A 23,989-nucleotide genomic window follows, 5' to 3' on the forward strand; every position below is an offset into this window, starting at 1 on the left:
CAGCTCGTTTACTACACGCTGCAGCAACAGGGTTAAAAGCCTACACTAAACATTATGGAAAGCTCACCCGCTTTACACCAGACTCTGAACTTCGAACATATTTTCCTCGCTTCGCCTGGGCTTCTCACTGTACTATCTCCTGATCTGTACATTGTTGCGGCCACTAACAGCTATCTGAAAGCTGTAAACAGAACGCGCGAAGAAGTAATAGGCAAATATTTTTTTGATGCTTTTCCTGACAATCCGGATACACCAGATGTAAAGACTTCTCAAAGAGCAAAATCATCTTTCGAAAAGGTGATAAAGTCTAAGGAGAAGATTTCTTCACCTATAGTTCGCTACGACATTAAACAATCTGGTGCACTTAACGGGGGCTTTGAGGAAAGGTATTGGGAAAGCACTTATATTCCAATACTGGACAATACAGGGGACCTGATCAACATCCTGATTGAGTTGCGCGACTGCACAGCACACATAGTGGCCGATCGTGAGGTAAAAAAATCTTTTGACCATATCCGGGAAATAACTGAAGTAGTTGGTGGCGTAGCATGGGAATGCAATGTTGCAGAGAACAAACTTACCTGGAGCGCCGCTTATAAAGACACTTTTGGTTATACTGACCAAGACCTAAAGACAACACCAGACGCCTGGGATGAGCGAGTACACCCGGAAGACTACAAACGCATCAGAGCAAGTCTTGATCTTATTAAAGCTACCAGGAGTAAAACTTGGACAGGTGAGTACCGTTATTTAAAAGCTGATGGCTCATACACAGAGGTGTTGGACCACGGGTACATATTCTACGACGAAGAGGGTAACCTGACTCGTATGTTAGGTTCTATGGTAGACCTGCGCCAGCAAAAACAGCGCGAACAGGAACTAAAGGAAAGTAATGAGCGATTTGAACGCATTGCTATGGTCACCAATGATGTGATCTGGGACTGGAACCTGCGCAACGATTCTCTTTGGTGGAACGAAGGCCTTTTCACCTTGTTTGGCTACAAAGTCAACTCACGGACAAATATTAACTTCTGGAAAGAAAATATCCACCCGGAAGACCTTCCTCGTGTTCAGGCAGGTATTTATCAGGCAATCGCCTCTGGTGAAGTGAACTGGGAAGATGAGTATCGTTTCAGGAGCGCTGACGGCAGCTATGTATTGGTGAACGATAAAGGCTACGTCATTTATAGTGAATCGGGCGCACCTGTTCGTATGCTGGGTGCAATGCTGAATATCACTGAGAAGAGGAGAGTTGAGCAGGAGCGTGAAAGTCAGTTAAGCTGGATGCAAAAGCTGCTTGACTCACTTCCCCACATGACGTGGACTGCCACTCCGGAAGGAGTGACAGAATATTTCAATGAACGTTGGCAAATCTATACAGGACTCTCTCAAGAGGAAAGTTGCAAGATGGAGGCATGGCTCAGCGCCATTCATCCAAAGGATCAGAAACATACAATAGAGCGTTGGCAGCATGCTGTTCAAACCGGAGGCTATTATGAGATCGAGTACCGCATCAGGAATGGCAGAGAAGGTTCTTACCGTTGGTTCAGGGGGCAGGGCATTCCTCTCCGGGATGAGGAGGGGCGTGTAGTGCAGTGGATAGGAACCTGCACTGACATAGAAGATCATAAAAGAGCAGAAGAAGGACTCGTAGAGAAGAACCTGGAACTAGAGCTTATTAATCAGGATTTGGATAGCTTCGTTTATACTGCTTCTCACGACCTTAAACTACCAATTATAAACATGGCCAGCATATTTGAGGAGCTGGTATGCATGGCCGAATTCAAAGATCCCGATGCCCACACCATGATTGGCATGTTTAACAGATCACTGCAACAAATCCACAACACGATTCACGATCTGTCTGAAGTGGTAAAGGTGCAGAAAACGAAGAAGCGCGATCTGGAGGATCTTTATTTTATGGAAGCAGTGCAGGATGTCACACTAAGCCTGCAGAGTATGATTAATGACACCAACACCCAGCTAATTACAGAATTTTCAGAGGCACCCTTTGTTCCATTTACAAAAGGTAGCCTGAAAAGTATACTTTATAATTTAATAAGCAACAGCATCAAGTACAGATCGCATGAACGTTCACCGGTTATCCTGATAAGCTCAAGAATAAAAGATAACTTTGTGGAGCTCACAGTGAAAGATAATGGACTGGGACTGGATATGAACAAACACCAGAATAAGCTGTTCCAGATGTTCAAACGCTTTCATAACCACGTAAACGGCTCCGGTCTCGGCCTTTATATCGTAAACAGGTTACTTACCAACCATGGGGGTTATATTAACATAGATAGTAATTTGGGCGAGGGCACAACCTTTACGCTATACTTCAAATATAAATAAGAAATAAGGTTCAAAGGAAATAGAACTATGAAATCGCTGAACACTATACTGCTCATTGATGACGATGAGACCACCAACTACCTGAATCACCGCCTGCTCACCCGCCTGGAGGTAGCACCAGATATAAGGGTAGTTACTAACGGCGAAGAAGCGCTTGACTATTTAAACAAATCATTTGCAGGTGAGCCTGAATACCCACGCCCTGACCTCATTTTTGTAGATATAAAAATGTCGGTAATGGATGGCTTTGAGTTTTTGGAGGAATACCAAAAACTTGACCAGTATGATAAAGACAAAGTAGTTATGCTAATGCTTACCTCCTCAGCAAGCTTCTATGACCTGGAAAAACTCAAGCAGTTTCCGGATGTTCGTAAACATTATTCCAAACCTCTAACGGAAGGCGATGTCCGGGATGTAATGCAAGAATACTTTTAATATATCCTTAAAAGTATTTAACCTGCAGGGGCACATCTTTTAAAAAGATGTGCCCCTGTTTTTTTTACCATACCTGCCGCTCTTTAACTATACCCCCTGCAATACCGTAAATATAAACCCGTACTAGGCGGAATTTAACTTGTAACAAACTTAAAAGATAAAACTATGACAAACACTGCAGGACGCTACAGAGGCTATGAAGAAGAGAACTGGCGCATGGGTCGGAAACTAAACGAGGAAGATAAAGAAAAGCAGAAACGCTATGGCTACCGAGGCCATGATAATCGCGAATGGGACGAAGGCAACTATTTCCACACAGGGCCAAGCCCACGCGGAGCACAAGATACACCTGAACGCAAGTATGGCGAGAATTACCAGCACGACCGTAACAGCACCTATGCGAAAGGCCGCAATGCACATCTAAATGACCACTACGGCAGCCGCTCCGACAGCGCTTACCGCAACGAGAAGTCTTACCTGGACCATGGTGACAGCTATCAACACAGTGAACAGCACAACATGCGTCGCCCTCACACATCGGGAGGCTCCTTACAAGGGAATACAACCGACAGAACAGATTACCAGAACAATATCTGGCGCGAAGGGCCAGGCAGCAGAGGCCGTTATAAGGAAGATGACTACAGATATGGTAGTGGCTCCCACAACTGGTACAGAGAAGGACGCTATACCCCAGATGAGGACAGAAGATCTCCTGAGCACCGTGGCTTCTTTAACAGAGTGAAAGATACCTGGAATGATATCTGGCATTCAGATGATCCGAACTACCGTCCGCACAGCCGTCCTTCACAGGCGCAGCGCATCGACTCGTATGAGCGCCATGGTTCAGAATCCTACCGTGACCGCAGTTTTGATAAAGGCTATGAAGGAGGACCTCGCTGGGCAGATGAAACTGATTCAGGCAGAGATGATTACTATAAAGATTCTGACAGAACCCAACGCTACCGCAGATAAGCCCGTATAAATGGCAGATTAGGTAGAATTGGTAGTAGATTAGTTTTAGTTAGTGAAGAGCAAAGCCGGCCATCAAAGCCGGCTTTGTTGCTTTTATCCGGTTTTTTGTTTATATTCTCTGCAAACATCCTGATTATCAGAGCGTACATCTAAGTATGAGCTAAACAGGAATTGATTGTCACACTTAAAAGATATAACATGCATCACGACGAACACGACCCAAGGCATCCTCATCACAATAACCTGCGAAACAGAAGAGAGCAGCATCCCCGCCATCATCATGATCAAAATTTTAATGATTTCAGAAGCCGCTGGGGCGAACCTAATCCATACATTCACCTGAACCACCAGCATGACTGGCACTCAGAAGATGTAGGGAGGTTCGAAGATCAGGGCCGGTTTCACAAAGAGGACTGGCTACCAAACCAGCAAAACAGGCAGTACCAGCAACGGCACCATGAGCACCAGCAACGGCATCCGGATAAACACTCCCAGGATCCTTTATGGCGCCAACGCGATGTACACTTCGACAGCAGTAACCAGCGTGTAGAAGACCGCTGGTATGAAGATCCACTCATGCCACACCCTAAATCTCGCCGTCGCAGTCGTGACCCGCGTGATGAGTATTGGAATGAGCGCAACCGCTAGAATTATTTTCCCATAGCAGAGGGCCGGAGTTTTTTCTTCCGGCCCTCTGCTATTTTTATCAAACCTAAAAATGCTTTCGTACCCCTACTCCCAGTGATACCAACTCCGGCAACCCAGGTACCAGGTTCACCGAGAGGTCAGTACTTTCATTAAGTTTATAGTTGTATTCGAACTCCCCTCCGTACCAGTAGAACTTATACTGCCACTCACCACTTCTGTTAAAGTAACCATCATCCTTGTACCCTTCTATCTTGTTCCAGTCTTGCCGGTAAACTAAGGTAGGTCCAAATCCTCCGTTTAAGGAGTGCCGGTTCCTTCGGAAGATAATGCCCCGCCAACCCAAATGCGTAAAGCCTGCCAGCTCGCCTGCACAATCTGCATACAGTCCCTGCTCTACCCGCACACTTATCGCATCACGCACAATAAAACGTTCATACCCAGCAATGCCGCCATAGTTGAAAGTGGCATAGCCTTTTTCATCTAACCTGTTAGGAAATATTTCAGGGTAAGGACTCTCTTTAAGATGCATGGAAAGCCCGAAGAACTTCACCGTAAAAGCGTTTTTATAAACTGCTGATTCCTGTGCCTGCACTGCAGGATGGAAACAGTATGCCATTAAAACTATTAACCAGAATTTCCAATACTGACGCATTGCATTTTACTTTCTACCCGATAATTGCCGCCACTCTTGCGGTATACTTTGTACCTTTGTGGTACTACTACTATACTATGGAAGCACTGGAAAGTTTGTTGCAGCAAGTTCGGGCCTGCCGCATTTGCGAAGAGCACCTGCCACTGGGTCCACGCCCGGTATTGGCGGCTAGCACCAGTGCAAAACTCCTAATTGTAGGACAAGCCCCTGGCACTAAAGTACATGCAAGCGGTATTCCCTGGAACGACCAGAGCGGCAAAAGACTGCGGGAATGGCTGGATATGGATGCTGAAGTTTTTTACGATGCCTCGAAAGTAGCCATTGTACCCATGGGCTTCTGCTACCCGGGTAAAGGCAAAAGCGGAGATTTACCCCCACGGCCGGAGTGTGCACAGCACTGGCACCAGCAACTGCTACATCTTCTCCCCAACATAAAGCTCACCCTGCTTGTCGGAAAATATGCCCAGGATTTTTTCTTAGGTAAAGCTGCTAAACCTACCTTAACCGAAACAGTAAGTAACTGGCACGAGTATTTACCTGATTATATGCCGATGCCTCACCCTTCTCCTCTGAACCATTTCTGGCTACGGAGAAACTCATGGTTTGAGGCAGACGCCGTACCAGTTCTGCAACAACTCGTAAAAGATTTGCTTAACCGGACCTAAGGCTGTAACTTCAATTAGCTCCTATAAAGTAAACTATGATGAACTATCCCCACAGCAAACTGCCTGATGTCGGCACCAGCATCTTTACCATTATGTCTGGCTTGGCAAACGAACATAAAGCAATAAACCTGTCGCAGGGGTTCCCTGATTTTAACTGCCCGGAGCCTTTGATAAACCTGGTAACACAATACATGCACGAGGGCTTTAACCAATATGCTCCGATGCCTGGGGTGCTGAAATTGCGGGAGAAGATCAGTGTGAAAACAGAAAAAATGTATGGCTACCTCCCTGACCCCGAAACGGAAATAACAGTAACAGCAGGGGCAACAGAGGCACTTAATGCAGCCATCACCGCAGTAGTTAAGCCCGGAGACGAAGTAATTGTACTGGAGCCCTGCTACGATTCCTACGCACCAGTTATCCGGCTTTGTGGTGGCCTTCCGGTATATGTCCCGCTAATGCTGCCAGACTTCAGCGTTGATTGGGACCGGGTAAAGCGCAGCATCACGTCACGTACCCGCCTGATCATCATTAACACGCCGCACAACCCGACAGGTGCTGTGATGACCCAACAGGATATGAATACGCTTGCCAAACTTATTAAAGACACAGACATACTGATAATCAGCGATGAGGTATATGAGCATATGGTATTTGATGAAAACGTGCATTACAGCGCCCTGCAAAACGCCCAGCTGCGGGAACGCAGTTTTGTAATCTCGTCCTTTGGAAAAACCTACCATACCACCGGCTGGAAGACAGGCTATGCTGTTGCTCCTGCCCGGCTTACCGCTGAATTGCGCAAGATGCACCAGTTCATAACATTTTGTGCTGTTACTCCGCTTCAGCTAGCCATTGCCGATTTTATGGATGAAGAAAGCCATTACCTGGAGCTACCATACTTCTACCAGGCAAAACGTGATTTTTTTATTGAACAGCTAAAGCAAACGCGCTTTGAAGTTATACCATCTTCAGGCACCTATTTTCAGCTGGCAAAGTACAGCAGCATATCTGATGAGCATGATCAGGATTTTGCCAAACGCCTGACAAAGGAAACGGGCGTGGCAGCTATTCCTGTGTCAGCTTTCTACCATGATAAAACGGACAACAAGTTCCTCCGTTTCTGCTTTGCGAAAAGTGAAGAAACACTTAGAAAAGCCGGTGAGAAGCTGGCGAAGCTTTAGCGTTTAGCTTATCATTCTTTATCCGAAGTTTTAATTCATTATTTCAGCAACAAGTATGGACTTACGCATCACCATCGTACAAACAGAACTATACTGGCAGGATGCCGTGGCTAACAGAAAAATGTTCTCTGAAAAACTGGCTGCAACTGCACCTAAGACAGACCTGATCGTTTTGCCGGAAATGTTTACCACCGGCTTCAGCATGAATGCTCCGGAGTTAGCAGAAGAAGCAGATGGATCTACGCTAAGGTGGATGCAGGAGGAAGCACAGAGACAACAGGCTGTGTTAACGGGCAGTGTGATTGTGAAGGAAGCCGAAAAATATTACAACCGCCTGTACTGGGTGAGGCCCGACGGAAGCTATGAAAAGTATGATAAAAGGCACCTCTTCCGGATGGCAAAGGAACACCATACTTATACTGCCGGAAAAGAGAAGCTTTTGGTTGAATTAAAAGGATGGAACATCTGCCCGTTAGTGTGCTACGATCTGCGCTTTCCGGTGTGGAGCCGAAACAAAGACAATGCTTATGACCTGCTGCTATATGTGGCAAACTGGCCTAAAGCACGTAACCAGGCCTGGCGTACTTTACTGCAGGCCCGCGCCATTGAAAACCTGGCCTATGTGGCGGGCGTGAATCGTGTAGGCACTGATGGGAGCAGCCATCCCTACTCCGGCGACTCCGCCATCATTCACCCTAAAGGTTACCAGTTACTGGAAACCAGTGAGGTGGAAGGAATCCACACTATAACGTTGAGCAAAAAGGAGCTGAAGGATTTCAGAGAAGCTTTCCCGGCACATTTGGATGCGGATGCATTTAGTTTATAAGCTTAAGCCACACTTCTTCAGTTTTAGAACAGGTTTGTCATGCACCTGCCCTTCATTGTAAAGAAGGGCAGGTTAATAGCTATGCAGAAACTTCTCTGTTTCCTCCACCACTTCCCCCTCTCCCACTACCTTAAAGTTTACCTCTGGCCTTGCTTCGAACATGCGACTTAGCCTTGTATGGTGCCCAAGCAGCAAAACCAGCCTGTCTGGATTCTCCTGAAAAAGCTCTTCTAAAAAGGGCATGAGTACAGCTATTTCTGTAACTCCTTCATCAGCCTTAATACATACAACCAGCTTTCCGGAATTTCGAAGTAAGCGCAAAGCATAGTGCTGCATCATCTCATCAGACTCAGCGTCTAAATCCAAGACCGATACTTTGGGTAAGACTGCCTTAACTCGCTCCAGCACCGGCTGATGATAAGAAGCCGGTGTTGTAAGATCTATAAAGAGGAAAGCCTGCATTAGTACACAACCAGTTTCGCAGAAGCCTTTGCCCCGGTTTGCGTGGTAGCCCTGATGATGTATACACCTGACTCTAAATTACGAAGCGATACACTATGGCTGCGGCTGTAAGTACCTATTTTAGCTACCTGGCGGCCAATTACATCATACACGTTTAATTGAACTGGTTCTTGTGCTAAAACAGAAACAGTTCCTCGTTCTGTTTTAGCAACAGGATTAGGATACACTTCCAGCCTTAATCCTGCTTCCGGATCAGAGGGCACAGCCATGTTGCCAGAGGTTTGCTCCAACAGGTATACTCCCCCTCCCAAAGAACCGATAGCCGTAAAAAGCTTATCCTCACCGCCCAAAGGAGCCACAGCTATACTAGCTCCTTTGCCAAATCTGCTTGCCTGCAGTTCCTGTGTCAGGTCATTTTCGATGAGTTGCGTTTCTGCCGTAAACACCCCGTTCAACTGTTGCGTGAAGTTCAGGTAAATACGCATTATACCGCTGTTGTCTACTGTAAGTAAGTCAGGACGACCATCTCCATTTACATCAGCGACCGTTGGATGGAGCATTCTACCAGCAGGATTAAAGCCCAACCCACCCAGACTACTGTTCTCCAGAACATAATTTGGTGTAGAGATGCTTCCTGAATTCCTGTAAAAGGACATGCTCCCATCAGGCATGCCTACCAGCATATCTAAGTCGCTATCATTATCCACATCAGCAAAGGCAGGAGAAGCGCCGTCTGGCAAATTCTGCACGATCTGCACATTGGCAAAGTCATACTTTGCAGCCTGTCCTTTTGCAGACTTGTTCGGAATATAGCTTACCCGGTTAGTACCTGCGCTTTTCTCTTTGTACGTCAGCACCATGTCAGTTAAACCATTACCATTTATATCTGCGAAAGCAGGCTTTATACTAAAAAGCTGCCTGTTTTTTAGTCCCAGGTAATCATCCGTCACTAGTTCATAAGCTGGCGCCGTCACAGTACCTGTATTGCGGTAAAAGCTGATGGAGGCACTATACAGGTTGCCTGAGAAAGACACTGCGTTACCAACTAAGAGATCCAGATCGCCATCAGCATCTAAATCTCCAAAAGCCGGGTAAGCCCCTTCGCTTAAATCAATCATCTGCCCTTGCAGAAAATCATTCTGTACAAAATTGAAGTTTGGCTTGTCTACAGCCCCTGTATTTCTGTAAAGCCAGGTAGAGTTCTGAAAATTGATGTCATGAAGGTCCTGCGTAGCCTGTGGCGCCACAAGCAAGTCAGGGACACCGTCGAAAGTTACATCTTCATAATATGCAGCAGGGTATACCCGAAAAGTTGCAGGTCTGGCAGCCGGAAAAGCTGGGGTAAACCCTGTCATTAGTGCATCTCCGCTGTTGCCCTTGTTCTCCATCAGCACCAGACTCTCGCACTGCACGGCTCCTGATATCAGATCTTTGTCACCGTCGGCATCTACATCTATAAGCAGGAGCGAAGAACCGTCATGGCCTGTATGCTGGGGAGCAGCTACACGGCAATGGGCACTAAACAAATAGTTATTACAGCCTTCACACTCTGTAATGCGGCCCCACCAATTTGTTTGCTGCACAAATTTTAAAGAACCGCACGCCAGCCCTTGCTCAGCCTGTGTGTTGCGGTAAAACTCCATGGTGTTTCCACGGGAGAATTCTGATACCAAAATATCCAGGTCACCGTCACCGTCAGTGTCTGTAATGGCCGGGATATCTGCGCCGTTCATTTGTATGTTTACGTTGTTACTGTTGTACAGCAGCACTTCCTCAGCCAAGGTGAATTTCAGCTTCCCGCCAGTTGCCGGTTCCTGCTTAAACACACGGATACCCAAGGGAGTGCTGGTAAAGATATCTTTCAGTCCATCACAGTTATAATCGCGCAGCAGTACCCAGTGCTCCAGGTCTGCGGGGAAGAACACCTCATAGTCCGGTGCGTAAGTATACTTCAACTGGCCGTTTTGCTGCACAGCCAGCCAGGCAAAGACCTTCTTCAGCTGCCTATCGAAAATAAAGAGATCCTGTTGTCCGTCCTTGTTCAGGTCAATGGTAGAGAACTGCGGCGTGTTAAGCCCCCCGCTCCAGGGGCTGGCTAACTTTCCTGTTGCTGTAGAGACAGGCACATCGTTACGGAACCGGAAAGCTAATTTATCAGCTTCCTGGGCTAAGGCCTGCACCAAAGGCAAAAGCAGTAATAGCAGTGTAAGGAGTAATCTCATATTATGGGTTAAGGCGAATTCTAATGTAGGCTAGCACACTTACATATAATCAGATGGAAAGAGCTTTGTTTACCTAATTTGCTGTTTTGGATGTATATTGCCACACAAAGGCGGGTTGATATCATAACGTAATTTGCCTGCGTAATAGCATATTAGATATAAAAATACGCGTTTTATGCCGAACAGCATTGAATTTCTGTACCAAAAATACCTGGAGTGCCGCCATGTGAGCACCGACTCTCGTGCGGACCAGGAGCAAAGTATGTTTTTTGCCCTGAACGGCCCTAACTTCAAAGGTGCTAAGTTTGCCGAAATGGCGCTGGAAAAAGGTGCGAAGTATGCCGTGGTAGATGATCCGGCTATGGCCTCTGATAATGTGTTTGTGGTAGAGGATACGCTGCAAACGCTACAGGACCTGGCGCGCCACCATCGCAAACAACTAAGCATACCCGTGATTGGCATTACGGGCAGCAACGGCAAAACCACTACCAAAGAGTTGATCTATGCTGTGCTTAGCCAAAAGTTCAACACGCTGTACACACAGGGCAACCTGAACAACCACATCGGGGTGCCGCTCACGCTGCTGCGCATTAAGCCGGAGCACGAAATGGCGATCATCGAGATGGGAGCCAACCATATCGGCGAAATTGCCTTACTCAGCAGCATTGCCCTGCCAACCCACGGCATGATCACCAACATCGGTAAAGCGCACCTGGAGGGTTTTGGTAGTCTGGAGGGAGTTGCCAGAGGTAAAAGCGAACTCTATGTGCATTTGGATAACCACAAAGGCACTGTTTTTATAAATACCGGCAATGAACACCTGATGCGCATGAGCCGCCGCATTGAAAACAAAGTAACTTACCCTTCCCCGAGAGATTACTACCACTCTGAGTTACTGGAGGCCTCACCATTTGTGGTGTATAAAGATGAAGAAGGAAACGTGGTAAAAACGCAGCTGGTGGGTAGCTATAACTACGAAAATATGGCTGCAGCTGCCTGTATCGGTAAATACTTTGGCGTGCCGCTAGCTAAAGCCAACGAAGCCATTGCCAACTACAGCCCGGTAAACAACCGTTCGCAGGTGGTGCACAAGGGCAGTAACACTATTTTACTAGATGCCTACAACGCCAACCCAACTTCTATGGCTGCCGCCGTGCGCAACTTCGGAAGCATGACAGCAACACATAAGGTGGTTATACTGGGTGATATGTTTGAGATGGGTACAGAAAGCGCCGCCGAGCATAAAGCATTAGGCGAGGTAGTGGCTTCTCAACCCATAGACAGGGTACTGCTCTGCGGAAAAGACATGAAGTATGCTGCAGAGATAAATAGCGACTTTTTATACTTTGAGACGAAGCCAGAGCTACAGCAGTGGCTACATGACCACCCGGTGTCGGATAGCTATGTGCTGGTAAAGGGCTCCAGAGGTATGGGCTTGGAAACGCTGCTTGATGTACTGTAAAAATTCGGCTAATAAGGAAAGTGAGTTATTCCAGTATAACTCTCAGTATGTAATTCATAAACACAAAAGCCGGAAGCATCAATGCTTCCGGCTTTTGTGTTTATACGTTTAACCTTCTTAAAACGGAGAATCAAAGTGCTTCAGCACCGGCAGTACCTCATCCTTCGGAGACACTAACGGCTCGTCAACTCCCCAGTCAATGCCAAGTGAAGGATCGTTCCAAAGTATACCTCCCTCTGCTGAAGGCTCATAAAAGTCTGTGCATTTATACAGGAAGGTAGTGTTGTCTTCCAGCGCAACAAAGCCATGCGCAAAGCCTTCCGGTATGTAAAACAGGTTCTGCTTCTCAGCATCCAACACACAAGCTATATGCTGCCCGAAAGTCGGGGAGTCTTTGCGAAGGTCCACTGCCACATCAAGAGCTTTACCAGTGCTTACTCTTACCAGTTTTCCCTGCGCGTGCGGCGGCTTCTGAAAGTGCAGTCCGCGTAGAACCCCTTTTGTAGACACCGACTGGTTATCCTGTACAAAGTTGGGCTGTATGCCAAAAGGGGCAAACCACTTCTCACTGTAGGTTTCTAAAAAATATCCCCTGTCATCTCTGAACACACGCGGCATGAACTCTATCAGGCCTTTAATATGGAAAAGCTTATGATCCATTTACTCTTTATGAAAATATATTTTATGTTTTTAAAACCGCTTTAATAAGTAAGATAAGAACAACGCATCTGATCTCAACACCATTCACTAATTCACTCAACCACTCATTCAATACTACACGATCACCTGATTCCCCACCTCCTCTATAGCCTGCAGGTATTTTTGAATCACGATGCGATCATCAAAACGGGTGACAGCTACTTGTCTGCTGGATTGCCCCATCTGCTCCAGTTCCTTGTCGCTTAGCTGAAGCATTTGCATCATCTTCTCTGCCAGATTTTTCGCATTCCGTACACGGCAGAGCAGCCCATTTACCCCATCCTGCACCACCTCACGGCAGCCCGGCACATTTGTGGCTACAATCGGCTTTGCCATCGCAGCGGCCTCCAGTAAAGTCCGGGGAGTACCTTCGCGGTACGATGGCAGCACCACGCAATCTGCACCAGCTATTACACTAGCTACATCGTCAGTGGCACCCAAGTATTCGATCACGCCTGTCGCAAGCCACTCCTGCAGTTTCTGCTGCTTGATGCCGGAGCGGCTCCGCTCATCTACCTGGCCCAGCAACTGGCACTTTACATGTGGGTACTTCTCCTGAATCAGCTTGCTTGCTTTTACAAACTCCACAATACCCTTATCATAGAGCACCCTCGCCACCATCAGGAAGGTAAATCGCTTGTTCCGCTTAAACTGATCTGCTGGCAGGAACTCCTGCAGGTTAATCCCTGACCCCGGAAGCACTTCTGTTTTGCCGGCACTTACCAGTTTGTTGCGCAGAAATAAGCGCCGGTCATCCTGGTTCTGGAAAAAGACTTTTGCAGGAAAGCGAAAAGAGAACTTGTACAACTTAAGAGCGATACCAGAAATATAGTCTTTGGTAATAAAAACCGTACCCAGCCCCGACACATTATTAATAGCAGGTATACTTGCCCAGTGCGCCGCAATGGCCCCGTATATGTTGGGCTTGATGGTATAGTGCAGCACCACATCCGGCTTTACGCGCTTGTATGTTTTGTAGAGGCGGCTTATCAGTAGCAGGTCTGTGAAAGGGTTTGTTCCCTTTTCCATTCTCACAGGTACAAACTTACAGCCAGCAGCAATCAATTTTTCTGAGTAAACATCCTGCGGTGCAATCGCCACTACTTCGTGCCCTTCTGCCAGCAAAGCCCTGATCAGGCTTAACCGAAAGTTAAAAATATTCCAGGAGGTGTTTATAACAATGGCGATGCGCATAGGTGCTGTCTGGCAAACAAAGATACAATTCTTTAGCTCAACTTTCTAAGTTCTATACTTAAGAGGTGGCATCAGAAATTTTAAAGTAAATTGCGTCTGTATTTTTCAAACACTACAAGGCACCCTAAGAAAAAATGCAAGAAACGGTCACAGCGCTGCACACGCATGTATTAGTAGTTATCCTGTTCCTGATTCTTTTCACAGCGAAGGCAATCCTGTTATTCCTGAACAAGCACAAGCAACTTGAGAAGGCAAAGCGCTATACTAAAGCCCTGGATGCGGTTTTTGGCATCCTTATTTTGGTTAGCGGCGGCTATCTGCTGTACCTGTACAATGGAATGCCAGGCTGGTTAATTACAAAGGTGATACTGGTGCTTTTGGCTATCCCTATAGGGATTGTCGGACTCAGGCGCCACAGCAAGTTACTTACTATCCTGGCACTGCTTATTTTCCTTTACGTATATGGAGTGGCAGAAACTAAAAGCCTGACCATGCAGCAACCTGGCCCTGTTCGAAACACCACGACTGCACCAGTGCCAGGTGAAACACCAGAAACAGGTGCTCCCGTAATTTCAGACGCAGGTGCTCCGGAGGAGATAATTTCTTCCATGAATGAGGCACAGTTAACCAATGCAAAAGCAATCTATACGCAGGTATGTGCTACCTGCCACGGCACTGACGGAACAAAAGGTTTAGGCGGTGCCGCCAGGCTTACAATTAGCAACTTAAGCCTGAAGGAACGTATAAACGTAATCGAGAACGGCCGCGGCCTGATGCCTGGCTTCAATGAACAGCTAACCGAACAGGAAGCTGAGGCACTTGCGGCCTATACCATGACGCTTAAAAATAAATAATGGGTAAAAAGAAATATTACGAGACCGCCAAACCACGCGAGACCGCCGTACTTGTGGCCGTACCCGGCTACCGCCAAACCGATGAGCAAACCAACGAGTACCTCGATGAGCTTGCTTTTTTAACTGAAACTGCCGGAGCAGAAACAGTAAAGCGCTTCATCCAGAAACTGGACAAGCCAGACAGAGCCACTTTTGTCGGAAGTGGTAAGCTGGAAGAGATCAAGGCCTTTATACAGGAACATGCTACTGACATGGTCATCTTTGATGATGACCTCAGCCCTTCCCAGGTCCGTAACATCGAGCGTGAACTGCAGGTGAAGATAGTAGACCGCAGCTTGCTGATACTAGACATATTTGCCTTGCGTGCCAAAACTGCCCAGGCACATGCCCAGGTTGAAATGGCGCAGTACCAATACCTGCTTCCCCGCCTTACAAACCTCTGGACGCACCTTTCCAAGCAAAAAGGTGGTATCGGTATGAAAGGACCAGGTGAAACGGAAATCGAGACTGACCGTCGTATTGTGCGCGACAAGATCTCTTTGCTGCGCGAGCGTTTAAAGAAGTTTGAAAAGCAGAATTTTGAACAACGGAAGGCACGTGCCGGCGTTGTGCGGGTAGCTTTGGTTGGTTATACCAACGTAGGTAAGTCCACGATCATGAACCTGCTCTCCAAATCCGAGGTGTTTGCAGAAAATAAGCTATTCGCAACCGTAGACGCTACTGTCCGCAAAGTAGTGTTCGAAAATGTGCCCTTCCTGCTTTCTGATACGGTAGGGTTCATCCGTAAACTGCCAACCAAGCTGATCGAATCATTTAAATCCACGCTGGATGAAATACGTGAGGCAGATCTGCTGATGCATGTAGTGGATGTATCACACCCTTCTTTCGAAGATCATATCGCCGTAGTGAACGAGACACTAAAGGATATAAATGCTGCTGATAAGCCTGTACTGCTGGTATTCAATAAAATAGACCAATACCTGGAGCAGCGTGAACAGGAGCTTAAAGACGAAGGAGCAGACGTTCGCCCGTCTATCGATGATCTGAAAGCCACTTATATGGCAAAAGAACATGCCCCGGCTCTTTTTATATCCGCCACAAATAAGCTGAACATAGAGGAACTGCGTGAGGAGCTGCTAAGAAGAGTATCTGAAATACACTATGAACGGTATCCGAACAATGTTTAATGTTTAATCTTTCTGTTTTAAGAGGAGTCGCAGGTAAACGGCTCCTTTTTTATTTCTCTTCCTAGGCAGAGCCGTTCACCCCTGCCGGCACAACCAATTACCCATAGTTTCAGTAATTAGCAAAGCTACTGTTGTTGTCATTTCTGTAATAACGGTGGCTACGAAACCAAAACAATATGAAGACGCTATATATCCTCAGGCACGCTAAATCGAGTTGGGAGTTCGAAGAACTGAGCGACCATGATCGCCCTCTAAACAAGCGCGGCCGTAATGATGCTGAATTAATAGGCCAGGAGCTACACTCAAGAGGTGTGAAGCCCAACATGATTATGTCCAGTTCCGCAGTAAGGGCTATCTCTACGGCTACGCTAGTAGGCAAAGAGATGGACTATGATGCAGATGATATTGTTGTGAAAGAAGAAATATACGGAGCAGGCAAGGAAGAACTGTTGGAGATAGTACAATCTGCTCCAGCAGAGGTGCAGTACCTGATGCTGGTGGGGCATAACGAAGCTATTTCCGACTTTGCTAACACACTTACCCCGGATCATGTAGCCAGTTTACCCACCACAGGCGTCGTTGCACTGGAGTTTAAGTGCGATAGCTGGTACGACATCAGCAGAAACAACGCAACACTGCTGTTTTACGACTTCCCTAAAAACTACAAATAACTACCGTTGCCTCTTTCTAAATAACACCAGACTTACTACAAAGGTAGATGAGGCAGTTGGAGGCACACACGCAAAAAAGATGGAAAAAGAGCAAAAGAAAGAGCAGAAAACCTCTCCGGAATTTCCCCTTATCAACCGGGAGCTTAGTTGGCTAGCTTTCAACTATAGAGTGCTGCAGGAGGCAAAAGATAAACGCGTACCCTTGCTGGAGCGCATAAAGTTTATGGCTATTTTCTCATCTAACCTGGATGAGTATTTTAAAGTACGGGTTGCCACCATGAAGCGCCTGATTAAACTAAAGAAGAAGACCCGGAAAAAGCTTGATGAAGAACCTTCTGAAACGCTGGACCTGGTAATACAGGAGGTGCGCAGGCAGCAGGAGGAGTTTGGGAAGGTGTTCCGGGATGGCATACTTGCTGACTTGCGTGAGCACGATATTCACCTGCTAACCGAGCACGACCTGAATAAGACGCAGCAGACCTGGGTAAAGAACTACTTTAAAGAAACCCTCGAACCTCTATTATTACCTATTATACTCGATGAAACAGAAACACACCTGTTCCTGAAAGACCAGACAGTTTATTTAGGGGTCCAGATGCTTGACCCAAAGAAGAACAAAGATTGTAAGCCACAGCGCTTCGGCATGCTGGAGATACCAACTAAAAAGCACGGCAGTCGCTTTGTAAAGCTCCCTACTGTTAAAGGGCATCGCCATGTGATGTTTATAGACGATGTAATAAGGTTCTGCCTGCCATTAATGTTCCCGGACTACACCACATTTCATGCGCATGCTGTTAAGGTATCCAGGGATGCTGAATTAGATATAGAGGAAGAGGTATCGGGTAATCTTATGGCTAAGATCAGAAAGAGCCTTAAAAAAAGAGAAACTGGCTACCCTGCCCGTCTCCTGTATGATCCTGAAACGCCTCAGGAATTACTGGAAAGGATGATGAAGCATACCGCCATCACAGAAGAAGAACTGGTGGAGGGCAGCAAATACCACAACTTCCGGGACTTTTTTGATTTCCCTGATTTTAACCTTCCTGACCTGAAGTACACCCCGCAGCCTACGCTGGTGCACCCTCAGCTGGAAAAGGAGCCAAGTATGCTGGAGGCCATGAAAAAGAAGGATTACCTGGTACACTATCCTTACCAATCCTTTGATTATGTGCTGCGCCTGTTTAACCAGGCTGCTGTTGATCCGAAAGTAACGGCTATGAGTGCAACTTTGTACCGGGTTGCCAACAAATCTGCCATTGCCAAAGCCTTAGTAAAAGCAGCTAAAAACGGTAAGCTGGTAACGGTGGTTGTGGAGCTAAAAGCGCGTTTTGATGAGGAATCTAACATTTTCTGGGCAGGTAAGCTACAAAAGGCAGGTGCCAACGTAATTTTCGGCCTCCCTGATCTTAAAGTTCACTCCAAGTTAGGGCTGATCACCCGAAACGAGAAAGGAAGACTGGTAAACTATGCCTATTTAAGCACAGGTAACTATAACGAGGATACTTCAAAAATTTACGCTGACCATGCCCTGTTCACATCAGACCCAAGGCTTACGAAAGACATGGAGCAGGTATTTGAGTTCTTCATTGACCGGCAACCCGACAAGGAGTTTAAGCACCTGTTGGTGGCACCGATCAACATGCGCCAGAGCTTTGTGAAAATGATTGACACAGAGATAAAGAATGCTAAAAAAGGCTTGCCTGCCCGGATGATTCTTAAGATGAATGCACTGCAGGATGAGCGCATGATCAAGAAACTTTATACGGCGAGCCAGGCAGGTGTGAAAATAGACTTACTGGTGCGGGGCATTTGCTGCTTACAGCCAGGCGTAAAAGGTATAAGCGAAAACATAACAGTGCGCAGTATAGTGGACCGCTACCTGGAGCATGCACGTGTTTACATCTTCCATAACAACGGAGAAGAGAAATACTATATAGCGTCTGCCGACTGGATGACACGAAACCTGAATCGCCGCATAGAAGTGGCTTTCCCGCTACTGCAACCTGACTTAATCAAGGAGATTAGGGGAATCATCGATATTCAGCTATCTGACGACATAAAGGCCCGAAATGTAGATAACAGCTATTTCGAGCAGGAATCCCCTACTAATGTACGGTCTCAATATGTCTCTTATGAGTTTCTTCGCGACCTGGTGCCTGAGGGGAAAGACCCAGCCTGCGAAGTATAATAGCAACAAAAACACCTCTTCAAACAGCGGGGCCAGCTATGTAGTAGCTGGCCCCGCTGTTTGAAGAGGTAATATTTCTAATGTTTTTAATTGCTACGTTCTGACCATTTTCGTGGCGGAACAAGAAATAGCTGCACTTCCACATAGCCGGCACCTTTAAGATCGTTTGTTATTAGCTCATCCGTAGAGCCTATTTCGTCAAAAATACGGTGCCTGTAGTACCTTCGGTAGCCGCTTTCTACAGCAAACCATAAAAAGTCATAAATCTCACGTTCCATGCGTACCAAGCCTTTTATATCCGTGCGGCGAAGCTCTATCTCTCCGAATTCTGCCAAGGCAGTTCTGTCAGCAATTATATTATAACTAGCACCTTCCAAACGATACCCTGTATAGAACAAGGTTTTCTCATTAGCATTGTAGCGCAGTCTAAAATTAGCCGGGAAAATAGACTCTATGCCCCAATTAGGATTGAAGGTGCGGTTGTACAAAATACCAGGGAAAATTCTCTGCCTTCCAAAGGTGTAACCCCACTGTAAGCCTACACCAATAGAGTAGTCAGGAGTTTTTTTCCAGCCGTAAGCCACGTCCACAGTAGCTTTAATGTAATCAGAGACTTTAATGTTGTCTTGTGTATAGTCGCCATTTAGTTCTCCCTTTAAGCGGATCAGGTAAAAATTGCGTTCACTTATCGAGCGCAGATAGGCCAGTTGCACTCCAATACTCTTTAAGTTTTTATCCTCCAGGTAACGGTACAGATCGTAGGAAGTTTCGTTCAGTCCTTCGAAGTTAAACTCCTCTAACTCATATTCGAAGCCAAGAATGAGCTTTGTCTGGGGCTTATTTAAAAGTGGGGCGAGAGCACGTACGGCAAATTTATTGTGCCGCCTTATTTGTCCTTCTCCGTCCCCTAGCCTGGGATCATCAGATTCAGATTCTAAACCAAAATCAGGCAGGCGCTCATACCTGATCACTACGCCTTGCGGTTTACCCATGCCACGTACACCTGGTGAGGCATACAAATCCAATGACTCAATTTCTGGCGGTTGTGCTAAGACTTTTGGGAATAAAGGAAAAAGCAGACAAAATGTTATCCCTAGTAAAAATAGTTTTTTCATAGTTTCTTTTCCTGCGTTAGCAGAGTTGATGGCGCTCGCAATTGTACATTAATTGGCTAAAAGAAGAATCCAAATTTGAGCATCCACAGTTTATCAGTTTCGCCAACGGCATACGTAAGCGATACTACCGAACTGTTTAAGGCATCTACCCAGATACCTCCTCCATAACCAGTATGTAAACTACGGAAGAAAGTATGTTTTGGGTCTTCTTTGTAGTAGACACGCCCCAAATCTAACAGGCCCAGCACTCCAAATTTTCCCGGAGCCAGGTACATATTAAAGTTAAACAGCTCTAATCGTGCTTCTCCATTGGCATAAATGCTACTTGTTCCGGAGAAGCGGGCACGGCGGTAACCCCTAAGGTTCTCTGTGCCTCCCAACGTATTAGCTTGATAAAAGCGATAGTCTCCAAAATTGTGTGCTCCACCTATTCTGCCCGCCCACGTGAGTTGGAAGGGGAAATTTGGACTGATATAAAAAGTAAACTCTGAGCTAACACGTGTATAGCTTAGCTGCTCCCCTCCCAACTGGTGGTTATAGCTGATGCGGTTAGACCAGCGCATACCTATGTCTGGGTTTGCTACTGTGCTGCCACCACCAAGCACCACCAGGTTAGCATAAGCTGTTGCCCCTCCGTAATGTTGTACCTCAAACTGACCTTCTACAGGATCATAAGTACCTTCCCGCAGAATTCCCTGTCTTGCCTGTTCCAGCAGGAATGTCTCATGCGATGGCATCTCTACTTCAAAACGGTCGTAAGTCGGGCCAAACCCTACCTTTAAAAATGAACTGATGTCTTTATAGATAGAAGCCCGGAGGTCTACACGGCTGTAGCGCACCCGATAGAACTTATCACTCAAATCGGGAGCCTGATCCGTAAAGTTGCCTAGCCCATAAAAGTTACGCTGGTATTGTGGCCCTTCAAGTAAACCATCTAAAGCCAGGCTCCACCTACCCATAATATAGCGTACATCACCAGTGTACTGCACATTGAATGAGTTTGTCAGAAAAGCAAAGTTTGTCTCCAGAAGGTGCTCCGAAGCATAAGGATTTTTGCGGAACCCGTGCGTTCGAAGCAAAAGACCTGCACCCAAAAACACCCCATCATCCACGTTATATTCTGCAGAAAGCCTTGGCCCCAGGTATGGTATTTTATAGTTGTCACGAACGTACAGATTGACTTCCTCCTGCTCATCTGTCTTGTCTTTTGTCTCGGAGCTGAAGTTAAACTCATTTCCTTCCTCGGTGTCGTATACAATAGTGTGTTTTTTAAGGCCGCTTACATGAGAGGTGTCAATAATTCTATCACTATCTCCTCCTCCGATTATGCGCACAACGATACTTTCATCCACATCACCGGTGATGATGAATTCATCCTTTCCATCCATACCATAAATCCGCACCTCCTCGGTCTCATTTGTGTAGAAGGTGCGGCTAAACATCTTCTCTAGTATTTCCCCTTCCTTAGACAGTTTGTAAACTGTCACTTCCAGTTCCTCGTTGTTCAGGCGCTTTATCTCAAAACGCTCATGCTTGTCACTGCCAGACAAATCAATGTGCTGTACCAGAAAATCAAAATATTCTTTTGCAGCCTGCGGCAGCTTATCTCTTCTTGACTGAAGCTTGGCAATAATCTCATCCCCGGAAATCTTCCGGATTTCTTCCGGCCAGGTGTTCACGGCTTCCCGTATCACTTCATCCGTTATGCTGGCTTTAATGTCTTCTGCTATGCGCATCCATTCCTCACGGGTTATGCGGGAGGTTAGAGTACGGTCTAAGGTGAGTCCGTTTAGGTTCAAGCCGATAATATCCCGGTATTCAAAGGCAAAGTTCTGCACTTTTCTTACGCCCCACTTGCGGGTAGCTAACCAGGGCAATATCCCATCTATTTTAAAGAAGGCCTGATCCCGGTCTTCCGGTACAGGTATGTAAACTTTTCCCTTGTCATTTTCCTTCTTTTCCTCTACCCAACGCCACTGTCCTTCATGCCGGTCCCAGTCCCCGATAAGCATATCAAACAGGCGCGCGCGTACATACTCTTCCTGGTCTACCTCATTATCGTTATCCTGCTCCAGTTCCTCCAGCACCTTGTCGGTACCCACAAGGTTTTTTGCGTAACCAAGACTTGCGATTTCTTCATGATTTTCGTCTGCGTCTTCCTCTAAAAAAGCAACTGTGTTTCCAAACTCGTCTCTGTACTGCCGCAGGTAAGGCGTGTCAGGAATAAAAACCAAGCGAGGGTTTGTGTGATATACACCTGCCGCATCAGCTAGCTTTGGAACAATCAAGGCGCCATAAGGGTGTTGAGCTGATATTTGATCTTGCAGCAGGTCTTTTGCAACAGTCTGCCGCAGGAACATAGGCAAGGCCATGGTAGGATCTTTGTCTACAGCACGAAGTACATATTCTTTTGCATCCGGATTTCGTACTTTTAATGTCGCCGTTTGCTTACCACCACCTTTCATATAAGGCCGTAGCCCACCCAGTTCGTTTTTCATGTCAAGCAGCGGCACCTCTACCTCTGTAGCCCATTCAGTACGGTAATGGTCTCCCAGTATTTTTTTTCTAAAGCTGGAGGCTTTGTATGCAGGGTTGGCAGCAAGCGTTATAGTACTGTCAGCATAATCTGTTCTATCTACAATAGGGGGCTCTTCTTTACGTGGCTTTTTAGTATAAACCGGTGTTCTGTAGGTGACTCTACCTACCTCTCCGCCTTCCTCCGGAACCCAAAACTCTGTCCACACCTCTCCATTCTCATAGTATAAGAGCTTTGCGAAGCCTTTTATGGACTGAAGGTACTTTGTATAGTCACCGCCATTGTTTAAGTACTGAATTTTACAGCCAGACCCACTGACAATTAACGGCACATCCTGATACTCGAAATACTCAAGGCCATGCTCATGGCCTGCAGCATAAACTACGTTATCATACTTCGTGAATATTCCCATTAAACCTTCTACAAGAGCTGTATAACGCGGGTGCGGAATATCTTGCAGAATGCCCCCATATTTCCTGGCAAAGGGATAGATTGAGCCAATCACTGGCATTGGTAAATACATCCACTTGCGGAGCATGGTAAAAGGGAAGAGGTGATCCCGAAGCGTGAAAAAGCCGCCATGGCTGCCCCTTGTCATTAGAGGGTGATGCCCTACAACCACAATATCACTGCCACTGTTCTTCTCGATGATGTCCTCCATCTCTATCAGGAAATCCAGCTCTGTTGCAGATCCACAATTACTGTTATCTCCGTATGGTCTGTCAAACGGGTGCAGCCACCATTCAGAATCTATTGCTATTAGTACAAGGTCATCGCTTATCTTCACTTCATAAGGACCTGGGCAACCATCACCGGGCACAAAGAAGTCTCCTCCCACTACAATGTTTTCATCTGAGAGATATTCGTTCACATAACGCTGCTCCCGCGTAACCGCATCGACGCCACCACGGCCGCTGTGGTTCCAGTCGTGGTTTCCCGGAATCATGTACTTCTCCCCTTCATAGCCTTTCAGAATGTCCAGCTGAGCGTTAAGACGCTGCTCGGATATTTCGCGATCGTATCGGCCTACAGGTGGTAAACCATTGTGGTAAACATTGTCTCCCAGAAAAATGGTAGCACTTTGTGCACCAGCCTCTTCCATTTGCTTCCGCATCAGGATCATGGAGGGTTCTCCATCCAGATCAGGTGCCCCTACATCACCAATCAGGAACACAGTGTAAAGAAGCTTATTTTCAGGATCAGGCTTTTCCCTCTCCCAATCCTGTATATTTTTGCCGTAGTATGGTTCTGTGGATACACACCCCACCATCAGAAATATCAGACACACCTGACCAAGGTACTTCAGGTAAAACCGGTGTTTTTTCTGCAGGTTTTTAATCATAGTTAACTCGAAAGCTTTAGCAGTCTTGCCCGATGGGAGCCTTTTGTTTATGTTTATTTACAATATCAGAGGCACTGGGACTGCACTTTTTAGCAGCACAGATCAGCATGTTGCACAATACCACGGTTGCGGCAAGATCGGGTTTCATAAACGTAATGAAAATGTATTAAGTTGTATGCTCCAGGCGGTGCACACCTACTACCAGTATAACGGATTTTACTAACAAAAAGCTGTTTTCAACGTAACCGCAAACATCATGTGTAGCGCATACACTGTATTTTAACTGTGCCGGGAATTTCCCTTATGCCAGCGCAGAAAAC

Annotated in this window: 19 protein-coding genes; 12 read left to right on the forward strand and 7 right to left on the reverse strand. The window is 46.5% G+C overall.

The window, feature by feature from the left end:
- Positions 1–54 precede the first annotated feature (54 nt).
- From ACFSRY_RS04130 to ACFSRY_RS04145, 4 genes are all read left to right on the forward strand, one after another.
- A complete protein-coding gene (locus ACFSRY_RS04130) occupies positions 55–2,355 on the forward strand; it encodes a PAS domain-containing protein (protein WP_377503500.1) in 2,301 nt (766 codons plus the stop codon).
- Between the two features lie 27 nt (positions 2,356–2,382).
- Positions 2,383–2,790 carry a response regulator gene (locus ACFSRY_RS04135; RefSeq protein WP_377503501.1) on the forward strand — a complete coding sequence of 136 codons (408 nt, stop codon included), beginning with the start codon at positions 2,383–2,385 and terminating at the stop codon, positions 2,788–2,790.
- 165 nt (positions 2,791–2,955) lie between these two features.
- Positions 2,956–3,762, forward strand: coding sequence for a hypothetical protein (locus ACFSRY_RS04140; RefSeq protein WP_377503502.1), 807 nt, complete (start codon positions 2,956–2,958; stop codon positions 3,760–3,762).
- Positions 3,763–3,960: 198 nt separating this feature from the next.
- Positions 3,961–4,410, forward strand: coding sequence for a hypothetical protein (locus tag ACFSRY_RS04145; RefSeq protein WP_377503503.1), 450 nt, complete (start codon positions 3,961–3,963; stop codon positions 4,408–4,410).
- Between the two features lie 64 nt (positions 4,411–4,474).
- Here ACFSRY_RS04145 and ACFSRY_RS04150 read toward each other — a convergent pair whose 3' ends face one another.
- Entirely contained in the window at positions 4,475–5,026 is a 552-nt protein-coding gene (locus tag ACFSRY_RS04150; protein ID WP_377503504.1) for a hypothetical protein, read from the reverse strand.
- 113 nt (positions 5,027–5,139) lie between these two features.
- Between ACFSRY_RS04150 and ACFSRY_RS04155 the strand changes: the two genes are divergently transcribed.
- From ACFSRY_RS04155 to ACFSRY_RS04165, 3 genes are read left to right on the forward strand one after another with little or no spacing between them, the layout of a single operon-like run.
- Complete coding sequence (locus ACFSRY_RS04155) at positions 5,140–5,727, forward strand: uracil-DNA glycosylase family protein (RefSeq protein ID WP_377503606.1); 588 nt, start codon at positions 5,140–5,142, stop codon at positions 5,725–5,727.
- A 35-nt stretch (positions 5,728–5,762) separates the two neighbouring features.
- On the forward strand, positions 5,763–6,911 hold the full coding sequence (locus tag ACFSRY_RS04160; protein WP_377503505.1) for a methionine aminotransferase: 1,149 nt from the start codon (positions 5,763–5,765) through the stop codon (positions 6,909–6,911).
- Positions 6,912–6,966: 55 nt separating this feature from the next.
- On the forward strand, positions 6,967–7,737 hold the full coding sequence (locus tag ACFSRY_RS04165) for an amidohydrolase (RefSeq protein ID WP_377503506.1): 771 nt from the start codon (positions 6,967–6,969) through the stop codon (positions 7,735–7,737).
- A gap of 72 nt (positions 7,738–7,809) precedes the next feature.
- Here the strand turns inward: ACFSRY_RS04165 and ACFSRY_RS04170 are convergent, their stop codons facing one another.
- Together ACFSRY_RS04170 and ACFSRY_RS04175 are read right to left on the reverse strand one after the other, a co-directional pair.
- Positions 7,810–8,199, reverse strand: a complete 390-nt coding sequence (locus ACFSRY_RS04170) for a hypothetical protein (RefSeq protein WP_377503507.1) — start codon at positions 8,197–8,199, stop codon at positions 7,810–7,812.
- A complete protein-coding gene (locus ACFSRY_RS04175; protein WP_377503508.1) occupies positions 8,199–10,421 on the reverse strand; it encodes a T9SS type A sorting domain-containing protein in 2,223 nt (740 codons plus the stop codon). The genes ACFSRY_RS04170 and ACFSRY_RS04175 overlap by 1 nt, the downstream gene beginning before the upstream one ends.
- 175 nt (positions 10,422–10,596) lie before the next feature.
- Between ACFSRY_RS04175 and ACFSRY_RS04180 the strand changes: the two genes are divergently transcribed.
- Entirely contained in the window at positions 10,597–11,883 is a 1,287-nt protein-coding gene (locus tag ACFSRY_RS04180; RefSeq protein ID WP_377503509.1) for a UDP-N-acetylmuramoyl-tripeptide--D-alanyl-D-alanine ligase, read from the forward strand.
- A 117-nt stretch (positions 11,884–12,000) separates the two neighbouring features.
- Here ACFSRY_RS04180 and rfbC read toward each other — a convergent pair whose 3' ends face one another.
- The gene (rfbC, locus tag ACFSRY_RS04185) at positions 12,001–12,543 is read right to left on the reverse strand and encodes a dTDP-4-dehydrorhamnose 3,5-epimerase (RefSeq protein ID WP_377503510.1); all 543 of its coding nucleotides are present in this window, start codon (positions 12,541–12,543) and stop codon (positions 12,001–12,003) included.
- Between the two features lie 114 nt (positions 12,544–12,657).
- On the reverse strand, positions 12,658–13,776 hold the full coding sequence (locus ACFSRY_RS04190) for a glycosyltransferase family 4 protein (RefSeq protein ID WP_377503511.1): 1,119 nt from the start codon (positions 13,774–13,776) through the stop codon (positions 12,658–12,660).
- Between the two features lie 134 nt (positions 13,777–13,910).
- Between ACFSRY_RS04190 and ACFSRY_RS04195 the strand changes: the two genes are divergently transcribed.
- The 4 genes from ACFSRY_RS04195 to ppk1 all read left to right on the forward strand — a co-directional run bounded on the left by ACFSRY_RS04195 (position 13,911) and on the right by ppk1 (position 18,676).
- Entirely contained in the window at positions 13,911–14,630 is a 720-nt protein-coding gene (locus ACFSRY_RS04195) for a SirB2 family protein (RefSeq protein WP_377503512.1), read from the forward strand.
- Entirely contained in the window at positions 14,630–15,817 is a 1,188-nt protein-coding gene (gene hflX, locus ACFSRY_RS04200) for a GTPase HflX (protein WP_377503513.1), read from the forward strand. Before ACFSRY_RS04195 ends, hflX begins: the two co-directional genes overlap by 1 nt.
- 176 nt (positions 15,818–15,993) lie before the next feature.
- Positions 15,994–16,488: a SixA phosphatase family protein gene (locus ACFSRY_RS04205; protein WP_377503514.1), complete on the forward strand. Its 495-nt coding sequence runs from the start codon at positions 15,994–15,996 to the stop codon at positions 16,486–16,488.
- 79 nt (positions 16,489–16,567) lie between these two features.
- A complete protein-coding gene (gene ppk1, locus ACFSRY_RS04210) occupies positions 16,568–18,676 on the forward strand; it encodes a polyphosphate kinase 1 (RefSeq protein WP_377503515.1) in 2,109 nt (702 codons plus the stop codon).
- An 86-nt stretch (positions 18,677–18,762) separates the two neighbouring features.
- On the opposite strand, the gene ACFSRY_RS04215 is transcribed toward ppk1, so the two are convergent.
- Together ACFSRY_RS04215 and ACFSRY_RS04220 are read right to left on the reverse strand one after the other, a co-directional pair.
- Positions 18,763–19,791, reverse strand: a complete 1,029-nt coding sequence (locus tag ACFSRY_RS04215) for a DUF6268 family outer membrane beta-barrel protein (RefSeq protein WP_377503516.1) — start codon at positions 19,789–19,791, stop codon at positions 18,763–18,765.
- Between the two features lie 56 nt (positions 19,792–19,847).
- Positions 19,848–23,669: a metallophosphoesterase gene (locus tag ACFSRY_RS04220; protein WP_377503517.1), complete on the reverse strand. Its 3,822-nt coding sequence runs from the start codon at positions 23,667–23,669 to the stop codon at positions 19,848–19,850.
- Positions 23,670–23,989: the final 320 nt, after the last annotated feature.

It is taken from the genome of Pontibacter locisalis (assembly GCF_042684605.1).
Classification (GTDB): domain Bacteria; phylum Bacteroidota; class Bacteroidia; order Cytophagales; family Hymenobacteraceae; genus Pontibacter; species Pontibacter locisalis.